This window comes from Flavobacterium sp. (assembly GCF_024305175.1).
In the GTDB taxonomy this organism is placed as follows: domain Bacteria; phylum Bacteroidota; class Bacteroidia; order Flavobacteriales; family Flavobacteriaceae; genus Flavobacterium.
This window is the reverse complement of the sequence record NZ_JAMWYY010000011.1, coordinates 22,732-35,681: the sequence shown is the minus strand read 5'-3', so window position 1 is coordinate 35,681 and position 12,950 is coordinate 22,732. Positions and strand designations below refer to the sequence as shown.

Annotated in this window: 14 protein-coding genes; 4 read left to right on the top strand and 10 right to left on the bottom strand. The window is 41.3% G+C overall.

Translation table 11 applies throughout. The features are described 5' to 3' along the window. Nucleotides 1–12 precede the first annotated feature (12 nt). From Q0K96_RS04365 to Q0K96_RS04345, 5 genes are read right to left on the bottom strand one after another with little or no spacing between them, the layout of a single operon-like run. Nucleotides 13–1,482, bottom strand: a complete 1,470-nt coding sequence (locus tag Q0K96_RS04365) for a DUF5687 family protein (RefSeq protein ID WP_297332790.1) — start codon at nt 1,480–1,482, stop codon at nt 13–15. A gap of 60 nt (nt 1,483–1,542) precedes the next feature. Further along, the gene (locus Q0K96_RS04360) at nt 1,543–2,247 is read right to left on the bottom strand and encodes a hypothetical protein (RefSeq protein WP_297332789.1); all 705 of its coding nucleotides are present in this window, start codon (nt 2,245–2,247) and stop codon (nt 1,543–1,545) included. Then, nucleotides 2,231–2,851, bottom strand: a complete 621-nt coding sequence (locus Q0K96_RS04355; protein WP_297332788.1) for a hypothetical protein — start codon at nt 2,849–2,851, stop codon at nt 2,231–2,233. The genes Q0K96_RS04360 and Q0K96_RS04355 overlap by 17 nt, the downstream gene beginning before the upstream one ends. Nucleotides 2,852–2,854: 3 nt before the next feature. Next, on the bottom strand, nt 2,855–3,463 hold the full coding sequence (locus tag Q0K96_RS04350; protein ID WP_297332787.1) for a hypothetical protein: 609 nt from the start codon (nt 3,461–3,463) through the stop codon (nt 2,855–2,857). A 2-nt stretch (nt 3,464–3,465) separates the two neighbouring features. Further along, nucleotides 3,466–3,813 (bottom strand): helix-turn-helix transcriptional regulator, encoded by a 348-nt coding sequence (locus Q0K96_RS04345; protein ID WP_297332786.1) that lies wholly within the window; start codon nt 3,811–3,813, stop codon nt 3,466–3,468. Nucleotides 3,814–3,946: 133 nt separating this feature from the next. Here Q0K96_RS04345 and Q0K96_RS04340 point away from each other — a divergent pair, with 133 nt between their 5' ends. Then, nucleotides 3,947–4,999, top strand: coding sequence for a ferredoxin--NADP reductase (locus Q0K96_RS04340; RefSeq protein ID WP_297332785.1), 1,053 nt, complete (start codon nt 3,947–3,949; stop codon nt 4,997–4,999). Between the two features lie 115 nt (nt 5,000–5,114). Next, a complete protein-coding gene (locus Q0K96_RS04335) occupies nt 5,115–6,623 on the top strand; it encodes a DUF4886 domain-containing protein (protein ID WP_297332784.1) in 1,509 nt (502 codons plus the stop codon). A 76-nt stretch (nt 6,624–6,699) separates the two neighbouring features. Here the strand turns inward: Q0K96_RS04335 and Q0K96_RS04330 are convergent, their stop codons facing one another. Together Q0K96_RS04330 and Q0K96_RS04325 are read right to left on the bottom strand one after the other, a co-directional pair. Continuing rightward, nucleotides 6,700–7,749 carry a glycosyltransferase family 9 protein gene (locus tag Q0K96_RS04330; RefSeq protein ID WP_297332783.1) on the bottom strand — a complete coding sequence of 350 codons (1,050 nt, stop codon included), beginning with the start codon at nt 7,747–7,749 and terminating at the stop codon, nt 6,700–6,702. A 9-nt stretch (nt 7,750–7,758) separates the two neighbouring features. Beyond that, nucleotides 7,759–8,364, bottom strand: coding sequence for a DUF4254 domain-containing protein (locus tag Q0K96_RS04325; protein WP_297332782.1), 606 nt, complete (start codon nt 8,362–8,364; stop codon nt 7,759–7,761). A 67-nt stretch (nt 8,365–8,431) separates the two neighbouring features. On the opposite strand from Q0K96_RS04325, the gene upp reads away from it, so the two are divergent. Then, nucleotides 8,432–9,085, top strand: coding sequence for a uracil phosphoribosyltransferase (gene upp, locus Q0K96_RS04320; RefSeq protein ID WP_297332781.1), 654 nt, complete (start codon nt 8,432–8,434; stop codon nt 9,083–9,085). Here the strand turns inward: upp and Q0K96_RS04315 are convergent. Next, a complete protein-coding gene (locus tag Q0K96_RS04315; protein ID WP_297332780.1) occupies nt 9,080–10,009 on the bottom strand; it encodes a DUF6427 family protein in 930 nt (309 codons plus the stop codon). The two genes, upp and Q0K96_RS04315, sit on opposite strands and share 6 nt — an antisense overlap. Nucleotides 10,010–10,059: 50 nt before the next feature. On the opposite strand from Q0K96_RS04315, the gene Q0K96_RS04310 reads away from it, so the two are divergent. Beyond that, nucleotides 10,060–10,287: a uracil phosphoribosyltransferase gene (locus Q0K96_RS04310; RefSeq protein ID WP_297332779.1), complete on the top strand. Its 228-nt coding sequence runs from the start codon at nt 10,060–10,062 to the stop codon at nt 10,285–10,287. 2 nt (nt 10,288–10,289) lie between these two features. On the opposite strand, the gene purD is transcribed toward Q0K96_RS04310, so the two are convergent. Together purD and Q0K96_RS04300 are read right to left on the bottom strand one after the other, a co-directional pair. Further along, nucleotides 10,290–11,561 carry a phosphoribosylamine--glycine ligase gene (gene purD, locus Q0K96_RS04305; RefSeq protein WP_297332778.1) on the bottom strand — a complete coding sequence of 424 codons (1,272 nt, stop codon included), beginning with the start codon at nt 11,559–11,561 and terminating at the stop codon, nt 10,290–10,292. A gap of 21 nt (nt 11,562–11,582) precedes the next feature. Further along, nucleotides 11,583–12,950, bottom strand: coding sequence for an undecaprenyl-phosphate glucose phosphotransferase (locus Q0K96_RS04300; protein ID WP_297332777.1), 1,368 nt, complete (start codon nt 12,948–12,950; stop codon nt 11,583–11,585).

Here is a 12,950-nt window from a genome sequence, read left to right as displayed (position 1 = left end):
GATTTGCGTGTTTTAATTTTTTTGTTTGTATGAATGCAGCGTGGCATATTTTTCTGCCTTATATACTTTTTCTATCATATAAAATACCTTGTCGCGGAAGGCAAACCCGGCAACACCTGCCAGTATAACCAGTATGCTGCCCCACCATTCGCCAATCAGCTTTTCACCTATTACATACAGCAGCATGGGTACAAGCATTTTAGGAAGCGATATCAGCATGGTTTTTATATTAAATGCTTTTTTGTCGCCAAAAGCCTGCTTGCTCGAAGCAAGGTCTATAGGAGTTTTTATATAAGCACCTCCCAATAGTACAAGGTGCGAGTTTACCCCGATATTAAATACTGCACCCGCAATAATCATTACATAAATTTCCCAACCGAAGTACAGGTAAAAAGAAGCTACAAGCGTAGAAGCAACAGTACCTATTACCACCAGCCACCATTTTGCTGAAATGTACTCGCGGTATTGTATGTTCTGGCTCATCATCAGCGGGTAGTAGGCGCTGTCCCAGCTTGGCACAAACTGCCCGAATGTAAACAGGAATCCCCCCGTTACAAATATGGCAGCAAACATATGCATCATGCTATTGTCATACATTTCTAATGCACCGGTAAAGAACAGCAGCCCGTAAAACAGGAATACCACACTCATTATTACCGTTGTTTTAGAACGCTTGTTGCGCCTTATAAGCCTTATATCGTTTTTAAGGAAGGTACCCAGTGTGCCATAGCGGTTAAGCCAGCTGTAGTTTTCTGTGCGTGCCTCTTCCTCTTTTTTAGAAAGGCCTGTATCAAGGTGCAGGTTACCGTAAAAGTATTTATATGTGAGCACCCACAATACAGCCAACGCAATTACAGGTATAGCAACCATGTAGTAGGTAGAATAGAGCCCGTGGTAAAAAACGCTGGTATAGGTGGTAATATCAAAAACACTGTAATACTGCAGCGCGCCAAAGCCCAGCAACAATACTGTAAATACTGCCAGGAGACTGTCTTTATTGTTTAAAAGTATATTAAGGAAGTTATTACAGTAAATAAGAGCGAGTATACCTGTAAACCACAACATGGCATTTAGCGGATCGTAACCCTCTTTCATCAAAACAATTGTAAACGGCAGCAGGAAAAACAGGTGCGACCAGTTAAAAAAGGAAAGCAAGGTTTTGCCTATTGCAAAGTTTACGATAGTGCTTCGGTTTATGGGCAGCGGCAGGAAGGGCCGGATATTAATTACAGGCAGCTTTTGCAGGAACAGCCTGAACACGAGGTCGAAAACAAGGTAGTACAGCATGTATTTGCTTACTACCGCAAGCGGGTCGGAAGTAATGTCAAGCAGCAGGTAGTACCCCCCAAAGCCAAACGCAAGGAATATGGCTATAAAGTATAGTGCACCAAGAACTTTAAAAACGGTTAGCACCACATTACCTGTAAGCGCTGACGACCTTATAAAAGCTTTCCACTCGAGAGCGATAAATTTTCTGAACATTTTCTGGTGGTTTTATAGTGTTAGTAGCAAAAGGGCACCAAAAGTTACAAAAATTTTCTGCTACAACTGTAAAAGCCTGTATTCAGGGTATGTTTCGGTAAGGTGTTTTGCTGCGTTGCGCGGCAATATGTATAAAGCTGTATATTCAAGAAGCACGACTACCACTATAAAAACAGCAAGCCCCCATTTTATCGGTTCTGAAAGATAATAGCCTTCCATGTGCAGGTTTATTTGCATAGGTAAGTACAGCATAGGGCCAATGCCGCCACAGCTAAAGATAATATCTTCTAAAAGCCAGCGCTTTCCGGTAGACTGCGTCTTCTTGTGGTACATTTTCTTTATCTTAAAAAGCCGTACCACGCTAAAAACCATAATAATAAAAAGTAGTGCGCTGTAAATATATGCTGAGAGCCCAAGCAGTAAATATACCGCCACAACTGCCGCAAGGGTGCCCAGCACCTGCGGAAGCCTGAAAAAGTTTTTAAAGTAACCCCAAAGCAGTTTGTAGTATTTCTTGGTGAGGGCATTCTGGCGTTTCTCCACAATATCAGAGAAACCGAAAACACCAAACTTTTTAAATTCGGCGGCAAGAGCATCTTCAAAGCTCAGTGCTGGCTGCTGCTGCCACCGCTCTTCTATGGCATTTGCAAGATGGTCTGCCAGCTCTGCCTGCAGGTCATAATGCTCTACAAAATGCTGCCTTGTAAACCGGAACAGCCTTTCTACCTCTTCTGCGGATACTTTTCTGTTATCGATTTCCATCATATAAAAGCTTATATTTAGATGCCAGCGTATAATAAGTGTAGATACCCGACAACATAAAAACCGTAAACAATGTATAATAGCCAATGAGCCAGTTGTTATCTGATATTAGCTTATCGGGGCGTATGAGTACAAAAAGTATATAAGCCGTACTTGTTAACGCTGAACCCAGTTTATCTACCACCGAGAATTTAGAATATCCTCCTTTTAAACCAAATTTTGCCAACAGCGCCATTACAAACAGCAAAAACAAATAGACTACTGTAAGCGCGTCTTTTATGGTTTCGGGTTCATATACATCAATTGCAAACTTAAAAATAATCATTAACAGGGCTGTTACAGCAATAAATCTGGGTTTAACCATAGTTTTTAGCAGCGCTTTAAGCGCACGCCGCCTTGCCTGCTTTGCAAAAACAGTATTATTATTAAGCAGGCTTTTTTTGTTCTCCACCATATAGAGGCGGAAGTTCTCCATAAAGTCTCCCTCCTGCTGTTCGAGCGCGGTAGCCACATGGTCAACCATTTCAAAACGGATGTCGGCATACACCACGCCCGAGTTACGGAGGTAGTTGTCAATAAATTCTATATGTTGGTTAGTCAGATTCATTTCTTAGACATATCGGGACTTATAAAGTTTGTACTGCTTTTCAGATGTTGCTATCATAGCAAGCGTAACAGTATTAATGAGTGCGTAATAAAGTGATACGGCAATATCGCCCGTGGCAGCAAGCCAGCCTCCTGCATAAAGGGTTATATATAAAATAGCAAGGCTGAAAATACTGAAGCCTACTGCCCCGGAGTAGCTTCGCCTGGTATAAAATGTGCGTATTAGAAACCTGAACGACAGGTAAGATGATACTATACAAAAAATAAAAAAGCCTATCCTGCCCACATTTTCGGCAGCCATAAACTGTAAGAGCAATTGCATTAAACCAAAGAAAGCAATAAATAAGATAAGGAATCCCGGCCTGGCAAGTGTTTTAAACACTTCTGCATAGGCCCCGGCAGATGTGGCAAAGAACATTTTGCGGTTGGTGCGCCTAAGGCTCTTTTTATTTTCTTTAATGTAACGGGCAAGCTCTGTTTCAAAATCGCCGCCTTCGGCTTCAAGCTGTGTTGCAACGTGGTCGGTAAGCTCGCAGCGAATGTCTAAATAAGCAATACCTATTTTGCCGAGGGCTCTGTCTATTTCAGTAATTTGTTCGGGTGTAAGTTTCATAGCTAAAATTGTAAGTCAGGATTAGGTTTCGTGTTTACAAGCGTTTGCATGTTCCTTATAAACTCTTCAAGCTCCGCCAGACGGTTCACGGTCTCTTTCTCACCATTCTCTGTGAGCTTATAATATTTGCGCACGCGGTTATCTACACGCTCTACCTCAACATCAAGCAGCCCTTCGGCTTCCAGCTTGTGCAGTGCCGGGTAAAGTGCGCCCTCTGTAATACTAAGCTCACCGTTGGTAATCAGTTTTACTTTCTGGGTAATTTCATAGCCATACATGCGGCCGTTCTCTTCCAGCAGCTTCATGATTATCGTGTTAAGGCTTCCTTTATACAGGGGTGAGTTTTTCATTTTTATTATCGATATATCAATACAAATATATACATAATTTTCTTATGCATAATAAAGTTATGTATAAATAATTTTTAAGATATATGCTTTAACTTTAAGTAATGCTTAATTTTGCAGGTAAATTCTATACAATATGTCAGATTTTCATACTTTAAAAATAAAAGATATACGAAGGGAAACGCCCGGGGCAGTAAGCATAGCCTTTGAAGTGCCTGAACACCTTACCAATGATTATAAATTTACCGCAGGACAATACATAAACCTTAAAACCCAGTTTGAGGGGCAGGAGGTCCGTAAGGCATACTCTATATGTTCTTCGCCCAACAGCGGTGAACTACGCGTAGCTATAAAGGCAGTACAAAACGGTGGTTTCTCTGATTATGCAAATGAGAAACTCGCAGCGGGTGACACCATGGAGGTAGGCACACCAGAAGGTAAATTTATATTTGAGCCGAAACCGGAAAGGCAACGCAACTATGCAGCCTTTGCCGCAGGCAGCGGTATAACGCCTGTGCTTGCCATAATACAATCGGTTTTAGAGGGTGAGCCCGAAAGTACCTTTGTACTTGTTTATGGTAACAAGTCGCCCGAAGACACTATTTTCCACCAGTTCCTTCACGACCTGCAGCTACAGTATGTAGGCCGCTTTTTTGTGCATTTTGTTTACAGCAAGGCGCGCGCCGAAGATTCACTTTTTGGCAGGATAGACCGTTCTGTGGTAAACTTTGTAATTAAGAATAAGCATAAAGAAAAAGAGTTCGCTAAATTTTACCTGTGCGGGCCGGAAGAAATGATAATAACGGTTAATGATGTGCTGAGGGAGTCTAACGTACCGGAGAAAAATATAAAGTTTGAATTGTTCTCTACACCGATTGCCGAGAAGAAAATTGATGATAACCTGGAAGGGCATTCTAAAATTACGGTATTGGTTGACGATGAAGAGACAACCTTTGTTATGTCGCAAAAAATGACCATCCTGGATGCAGCCCTTAAACAGGGGTTAGACGCCCCATACTCGTGCCAGGGAGGCATTTGCAGCAGCTGTATGGCGCGCATTACCGGCGGTACAGCCGAGATGAAAAAGAACGCCATACTTACTGACAGCGAGATAGCCGAAGGCCTCATCCTTACCTGCCAGGCGCACCCCACCTCTCCGGAGATTTATGTGGATTATGATGACGTATAATATTTAAGAAAGAAATATTTATCTTACAGAAAGGGCAACATAAAATGTTGCCTTTTTGCATTTTATCAAATTTTTATAATTATTTATGAATTATATTTGGTGAAAAAAGAAAAAGATGAAATCAAAATTATTAATTTCATTAACCATATTGCTATTGGTTAATGAAACCGCATTTTCTCAGGTAACGAGAAAAGTACTTTTTGTAGGGAACAGTTATACCTATGAAAACAATTTACCTTTAATGGTGGAGAACATGGCGGCCAGCGCGGGCGACCAACTTATTCATGACAGTAACACTATTGGAGGTTATACACTTAGCCAACATGCTAACAATGCTGTAACACAATCAAAAATCACTGCACAAGACTGGGACTATATAGTATTGCAAGAGCAAAGCCAGCTACCTTCTTTTCCGGTACCCTCTGCTTTTATGGATGGTTTTTATTTTATGAATAACTATATACATTTAAACAGCCCGTGTGCCCAGACACTTTCTTTTGCCACCTGGGGTTATGAAAACGGCGATGCTGCAAATTGTCCTCAAAATAATGCGGTATGCACCTACCAGGGTATGCAGGATTTAATAACAAGCCGATACCAGGAAGCATCTGAATTATTTGAAGCAGAAATGGCACCCGTAGGCACCGTATGGAGCTACATTAAAAATAACCATCCGGAAATTGATTTGTATTCGCCCGACGGAAGCCACCCTTCTGCCTACGGGACCTACTTGGCTGCCTGTTGTTTTTATACTGCTATTTTCAGGAAAGACCCACAATTAATTTCTTTTACATCGGGGCTGAATACTGAATATACGCAAATAATTAAAGATGCCGTAAACGACATTGTTTATGATAACCAGCAAGACTGGTTTATTGGGCTTTATACTCCTTCTTCTTTTTTCTCTTTTAAAATAGGGGATAATAATAACGAGATAATTGTTAATCAAAATAAAAGCAAATATTATGATACCCTTGCATGGGATTTTGGGGACGGAGCAGAATCAGGCGCAATACTGCCCACACATCAATATGCAGATAACGGTACTTATCTCATAAAGTTAACCGCTTCTAAATGTATTTTCGGTGAGACTGTACAGGTACAATATGAAAAAACTGTAACTTTTTGTGAACATACACCACAGGTTTTTCCTGATTTGTTTCTTTGCCCTGACGAAGAAGGAATTGTATGGACTGAGGAAGCAGACAGTTATCAGTGGTTAGACATATTTGGAAACCCCGTTCCCGGAGCTACAAATCAATCCCATACTGTTTATTATGGTGAAGAGTTTAGCGTAATAACTACAGTTGGGGGATGTTCGGAACGTTCTGCGCAATCTTTTGTTGACGGTCCGATGTCAATAGAAGAATGTGAGCAGCTACGTAACAGAGATTTTGATGACCAGGCTTATATCAGCCTTTTCCCGATTCCTGTTACGGATAAATTAACCATTATTTGCAAAGATAATATTGAGAAAATAAATATTTATTCTGTTACTATGGAACTGGTAGGTACATTTACAAATGTAAACGATATTGATATGTCTGGATTTACCGCTGGAATGTACATTGTTACTATTGAAACAGAAACCATGTCTGTACATAAAAAATTAATAAAGAAATAAGAGGATATTTTTAAATAGATGAAACCATACATGGCATTGTAAAAAAACAGCAACTCTTAGAGTTGCTGTTTTTATTTTATAGCCTGTTATATTTTAAATAACTATTTATTACATTTTGTACCTCTTCGGGTTTTATGGTGCGCATTGCATCTTCATAACCCGGTACTTTTTTATTTCCGTAAACAGATGTAGGCAGTTTTGGGTATTGTTTCCTGTCGGCAGTAAGCGTGTTGGCTTCGGGCTGGTTAAATGGTGCAAAACCTGCAAACGGGTGAGTTGCTCCCCATAGCGTTACCACATTAACGCCATACATGGCCGCAATGTGGGCATTACCGCTATCCATGCTAAGCATCACATCAAGGTTGCTAATCAGTTGCAGTTCCTGCTTAAAGCTCATCTTTCCGGCTACTACCAGTACATTTTCTTTATCCTGTGCAAAGCTTTCCAGCTTATCTGTTTCCTGGCTTCCTGCCCCAAACAAAAATATTTTGTTGCCGGGTTCTTTTGCCAGGCCATCTATAACCTGCTGCATTAAATCTTTAGGATAAATCTTAGAGCGGTGCTTTGCAAAAGGTGCAATGCCAATCCAGTTACCTTTTTGCGGACCTGTTATTGCCAGTACATCAGCAGTAAAATGCTGTTTTTCGGGAAACTCAATTTTGCTTAGGTCAACAGGGTAGCCCAGCTTCTCAAATACTTCAGCATAGCGCCCTACAACCGGCAAAAGAGGTTTAAACACTTTGTTATTTGGCCTTACCAGTGCGGCACGTTGTGCACGGGCTTTATCAAGCGTGGCAACCTGCTTGCCCCGCAGCCTGAACAACATCGAAATAACTTTGCTCCGAAGCACATTATGTAAATCGGCTACGTGCGTTACGTGCAGCTTTTTTAAATCAGAAAACAGCCTTAGCAGGCCACCAAAGCCCTTGTGTTTTCCGTTAGGCTCGGCAGCAAAAAAGTTAACGTTCTTTATACCATTAAAAAACGGCTTAAAAAAACTTCTGGATACTACAGTTACCCTTACTTTTTTATGTTGGGCTGTAAGCGCCCTTAATACAGGCACCATAATGGCAACATCGCCCATGGCAGAAAGCCTGATAACCAGGATATGCTTTTTTTTCGGCATTAAGCAGTATTACTTTTTATTCTGATAAAGCACGGGGTTAAGCTCTTCATCATTATACATCTTCATCTGCTTGTACACCTTCATATACTTATCGCCATTCTCTATATCGGTAAGTAAATCATCAATGGCTGATGAAAGGTCTTTTTTCTGTTCCAGCAATACGTTCAGCTTTTCGGTACACTTCAGCCTGTGCTCCGGCGATGCATCCTGCCTGTTAGCCTCTTCGCTCATGTGGAATATTTTAAGCGCAAGTATGCTTAGCCTGTCTATTGCCCATGCAGGGCTTTCGGTGTTTATGGTAGCTGTTTCCTTTACCTGCACATTACTGTACTGCTGTAAAAAATAGCTGTCTATATATTCTACCATATCGGTACGCTCCTGGTTGCTGGCATCTATACGCCTTTTAAGGGCAAGCGCCTCTACAGGGTTTATCTGCGGGTTGCGTATAATATCTTCCAGGTGCCACTGCACTGTATCTATCCAGTTCTTGGCATACAAAAGATGCTCTATTTTGTCTTTACGGAAAGGATTGTTAATCGGCTGATCTACATTATCATACTGATGATAATCTTTAATGCTCTGTTCAAAAACAGGAAATGCTATTCTGGAAAACATACGATGTATTTTATTTACAAATATAGTTTTAATACTTTTATCCTGCTAAACAAATATTAAAACCCAAATGCAGGTACATTACATCTCTCAGCAAAACAGCATACTTAACCATTTTGTAGGCCAGTTGCGCGATGTGCAGGTGCAAAAAGACAGCATGCGCTTCCGTAAAAACATAGAGCGCATTGGCGAAATTATGGCTTATGAGCTTAGCAAGACACTTGAGTATAAAGATGTAGAGATAACCACGCCGCTTGGCACAAAAAAAACAACGGCGCTTAAAGATGGTGTCGTGCTATGCTCTGTACTTCGGGCAGGTTTGGCATTGCACACAGGGTTCATGAACTTTTTTGACGATGCCGAAAACGGCTTTGTTTCGGCATACCGCCACCACCCTAACAATGACGATTATTTTGAGATACTGGTAGAGTACAGGGCTGCACCTTCTTTTGAGAATAAAAACCTGATACTGGTAGACCCCATGCTGGCCACCGGTCAGTCTTTAGTGGCTGTTTTTAATCAGCTTATGGAAAAAGAAACGCCAAAAGAAATACACATAGCGGTTGTTATTGCCGCGCCCGAGGGTGTTGCATGGCTGGAAGAACACCTGCCTGACAGCTGCCACCTCTGGATAGCCGCGCTTGACGACTGCCTTAATGAAAAGAAATATATTGTACCAGGACTGGGCGATGCAGGCGACCTGGCGTATGGCAGTAAGCTATAACTGCATTAAGAACAGTGCAATAGCTATGGCTGTAATAATAATTGTAACGGTTTCTTTAAACCAGGTATTTTGTTGTGCTTCAAGATAGTTGGCTCCCATTATGGCGAGCGGCGCAAAGGTAAACGCCAAAAAGCTGTTGTTCTTATCATCTGAAAGTACATATATAGCCACACCTATAAGAAATGAGAACAGTATTTTTTTGTGCGATGACTGCAGGTTAAGCGGCTTGCTGCTTATAGAAACGATGTACGGAAACAGAAACAGTACCGATACCGAGGCAAATATAGCCAGTGCGATATTCTGATAAATATTTTCAAAATAGGTAAAATCGAAGCTAACGCTTATTTCGCCCAGCACATGGCTGAAAAAGCCTTTATCTATAATTAACGCTGCCATGAAATAAAGCACCCCCACCGCAAAAAAGGCTATAAAAGGTATTATCCAGTTGCGGTAATCACGCGATACGTGGAATATTATCGAGATAAATACAAGAATGATATAGATTACACTCCAAAAATGGAATACGGCAGCGGCAAATATCCAGAAGGAAGCATCAAAAATCTTTTCCTTTGGCGTTATGAGCGACTGTAATGAGATAAGCCTGCGCAGCGCCAGTAACAGAAAGAAGTTAGAAATGATAATGTTAGTGTTTACCAATATGGTGGGAAACAATATTAAAAACACCATGAAAAGGTACATGGCATAGGTGTTGGTACGGCTAAGGGTGTTTTTATGTGTAACGAAATTTACCAAAAAAAGCGAAAAGGCCAGCAACAGGAACAGACCTGCTTTTTGCAGTGCCAAATAGGTATATTGCGTCCAGTAATCGTCCTTAAAAATATATAAAAGATAAAAGATAACAAGTGTACTGCCTATCAATACATAGTTTATAGGCCTCGATTTATTAAAAACACTTGCTAACATGTAGAAAAATTATATACTTTTGTGGATGTAAATATAATACTTGTTTAAAAATGAGAGCATTTTTTGAAGGAATAGGCTACCTTTTTGAGATATTGTTTATCCCGTTTGACCTTATCCGTAAGCTTGAACTTGATAACTGGTGGATAGCCAACATTATAACCTGGATATTTATCCTTATCTGCTGTGCAGCTACATGGTACTGGATTAAGCAGTTACAGCTGTTTAAAGAAAATAACGACGACGAGCAGGATACTACGGCACACTCATTCCTGTCTTAGTTTTACAGGTCGAAACCGATATCCTTACGATAATACATCTTATCAAAATGTAGCTTTTCTATATTTTGGTAAGATTTTTTTATGGCATCTGCCCAGGTATCCCCGTAAGATGTTACCGCAAGCACACGCCCGCCGCTTGTAACCACATCTTGATTTTGAGTTTTGGTACCGGCATGAAACACAACCGAACCTTCTACATCCGCAAGCCCTGATACCGCTTTTCCTTTTTCATACTCTTCCGGGTAGCCGCCCGATACTACCATTACAGTAGTAGCACTGCGCTCATCAATCTCAAGGGTGGCATCAGTAAGCCTTTCTTCAGCAACAGCTTCAAAAAGTGCTACAAGGTCGGTTTTAAGCCTCGGTATTACTACCTCGGTTTCCGGGTCGCCCATACGCACATTATACTCAATAACATAAGGATCGTTACCTACTTTTATAAGCCCTATAAACACAAAGCCTTTATACTCTATATTATCATTTTTAAGCCCTTGTATGGTGGGTTTTACAATACGCTCCTCTATCTTTTGTAAAAACGCCTCATCTGCAAACGGAACCGGCGAAACGGCACCCATTCCCCCTGTATTAAGCCCGGTATCGCCCTCGCCAATACGTTTGTAGTCTTTAGCCATTGGCAGCAGCTTGTAGCCTTTGCCATCAGTAAGTACAAAACAGCTTAGTTCTATTCCGCTAAGAAATTCTTCTATAACCACTTTAGCACTCGCCTGCCCGAATTTAGCGCCAACAAGCATATTACGCAGTTCCTGCTGTGCCTCGGCAAGGTCGTTCAGTATAAGCACTCCTTTTCCTGCTGCAAGCCCGTCTGCCTTTAGTACGTAAGGCGCTTTAAGCGTTTCTAAAAAGCGGCAGCCTTCTTCTGCTGTTTCTTTACTAAAGCTGCTGTAGGCAGCAGTAGGTATATTGTTTTTAATCAGGAATTTTTTGGCAAACTCCTTACTGCCCTCAAGTTGTGCCCCATTTTGCGAAGGCCCTATAACAGGAATATGTTTAAGCCGGCTGTCGTTTTTAAAATAATCGTATATGCCTTTTACAAGCGGGTCTTCGGGTCCAACCACAACCATATCTATGGCTTTATCAAGAGCCAGTTGCTTAACAGCTTCAAAATTTACAGGGCTAATATCCACATTTGTGGCTATTGCGGCTGTACCGGCATTGCCCGGCGCAACAAAAAGCTTATCGCATTTGGGACTTTGCAGCATCTTCCAAGCCAGTGCGTGTTCCCTTCCTCCCGATCCTAAAAGTAAAATATTCATTTTGTGTTGTGTTGTGTGTTATTAGTATGCTTTTTCATCGCCCGTAATCATGTTTGATACGGTTTGTATTATAATCTTTAAATCGAGCAGCAGCGACCAGTTCTCTATATAAAACACATCATACTTTATACGGTTAATCATGTCTTCATCTGCATTTATTTCCCCTCTTGCACCCCTAACCTGTGCCAGGCCGGTGATGCCGGGCTTAACGCTGTGCCTGAAAAAATATTTCTTTATCCTGCCTGTGTACATGGTATTGATGGAACCGATGTGAGGCCTTGGCCCTACCACCGACATATCTCCAAGCAATACATTAAGGAACTGCGGCATTTCGTCTATGCTTGTTTTCCTGATAAACTTGCCTATGCGGGTAATGCGCGGATCGTTTTTAACGGTTATGCGCTCGGTATTATTATTTACCTGCATCGACCTGAACTTATAGCACGAAAAATGTTCGCCATTTACCCCCGCCCTGCTCTGCTTAAAGAACACCGGGCCTCTCGATTCGAGTTTTATAAGGATTGCCATTAGCGGAACCAGCCACGAAAGCAGCAAAGTTACAACCAAAAGCGAAAATACAATATCAAAAATGCGTTTGATGAGGCTTGCCACCGGGTCATGCAACGGGGTTTTGCGTAATGAGAGTACCGGGAAAACCTCATAATAATCTACCCGCAGGTTCTTAGAGAAGATTTCTTTGGTATCGGGTATAAACTTAATGGTTTTGTTGTTTAGCTCGGCATACTCAACAAGGTCTTTAAGCATGGCATTGTCAAGCTCATTGATAGAGCAGTAAATGTCGTCTATATTATTAAGCGTGGCAAAGTCTTTTATATCATCAAGCCCGCCTACTATCTGTGCATTTTTTTTAGTATCAGAAAAATACCCGAAGAAACGGTAGCCATAATCAACACGCTTATCAAAAAGCTCTTTAAGGTTAATGGCTTCGGGGGTAAAGCCTACAATTATAACGTTGCGGTAATTACTGCCGGTAGTAATACGGTATCTTTTCAGGTAATAAAAAAGCAGGAATTTAAAGATCCCGATTATACTAAAGGCGGCAATCATATATTCAGCTATTTTCTGCCCGCTGAAAATTGTGGTTTTCTGGAACGGGAAAAAAGCAATTACCACAAGCAGGAACAATATCCCCTGGCGCACCAGCTTAGTAAAAATCTGTATTGCGGTACTGTAACGGTAAACTTCGTAAAAACCGGAGAAATAGGATATAACAGACCAGCAGGCTACCTGATAGGCCGTAAAGTGAAGGTTGTTTACACCCAAGTCTTTAAAAAAGTAACGGTACAGCAGGCTTATAACCAGTATATCAAACAATACACTGATAGGCCTTAAATACCTTGAGTACCTGCCCCTGCCGGATAAAATCAT

Coding starts and splice junctions, on each gene's coding strand:
- Q0K96_RS04300 (WP_297332777.1), bottom strand. CDS start 12,950: ATGATTTTATCCGGCAGGGGCAGGTACTCAAGGTATTTAAGGCCTATC.
- Q0K96_RS04345 (WP_297332786.1), bottom strand. CDS start 3,813: ATGAAAAACTCACCCCTGTATAAAGGAAGCCTTAACACGATAATCATG.
- Q0K96_RS04310 (WP_297332779.1), top strand. CDS start 10,060: ATGAGAGCATTTTTTGAAGGAATAGGCTACCTTTTTGAGATATTGTTT.
- Q0K96_RS04365 (WP_297332790.1), bottom strand. CDS start 1,482: ATGTTCAGAAAATTTATCGCTCTCGAGTGGAAAGCTTTTATAAGGTCG.
- Q0K96_RS04315 (WP_297332780.1), bottom strand. CDS start 10,009: ATGTTAGCAAGTGTTTTTAATAAATCGAGGCCTATAAACTATGTATTG.
- Q0K96_RS04335 (WP_297332784.1), top strand. CDS start 5,115: ATGAAATCAAAATTATTAATTTCATTAACCATATTGCTATTGGTTAAT.
- Q0K96_RS04330 (WP_297332783.1), bottom strand. CDS start 7,749: ATGCCGAAAAAAAAGCATATCCTGGTTATCAGGCTTTCTGCCATGGGC.
- purD (WP_297332778.1), bottom strand. CDS start 11,561: ATGAATATTTTACTTTTAGGATCGGGAGGAAGGGAACACGCACTGGCT.
- Q0K96_RS04360 (WP_297332789.1), bottom strand. CDS start 2,247: ATGATGGAAATCGATAACAGAAAAGTATCCGCAGAAGAGGTAGAAAGG.
- Q0K96_RS04350 (WP_297332787.1), bottom strand. CDS start 3,463: ATGAAACTTACACCCGAACAAATTACTGAAATAGACAGAGCCCTCGGC.
- Q0K96_RS04355 (WP_297332788.1), bottom strand. CDS start 2,851: ATGAATCTGACTAACCAACATATAGAATTTATTGACAACTACCTCCGT.
- Q0K96_RS04340 (WP_297332785.1), top strand. CDS start 3,947: ATGTCAGATTTTCATACTTTAAAAATAAAAGATATACGAAGGGAAACG.
- upp (WP_297332781.1), top strand. CDS start 8,432: ATGCAGGTACATTACATCTCTCAGCAAAACAGCATACTTAACCATTTT.
- Q0K96_RS04325 (WP_297332782.1), bottom strand. CDS start 8,364: ATGTTTTCCAGAATAGCATTTCCTGTTTTTGAACAGAGCATTAAAGAT.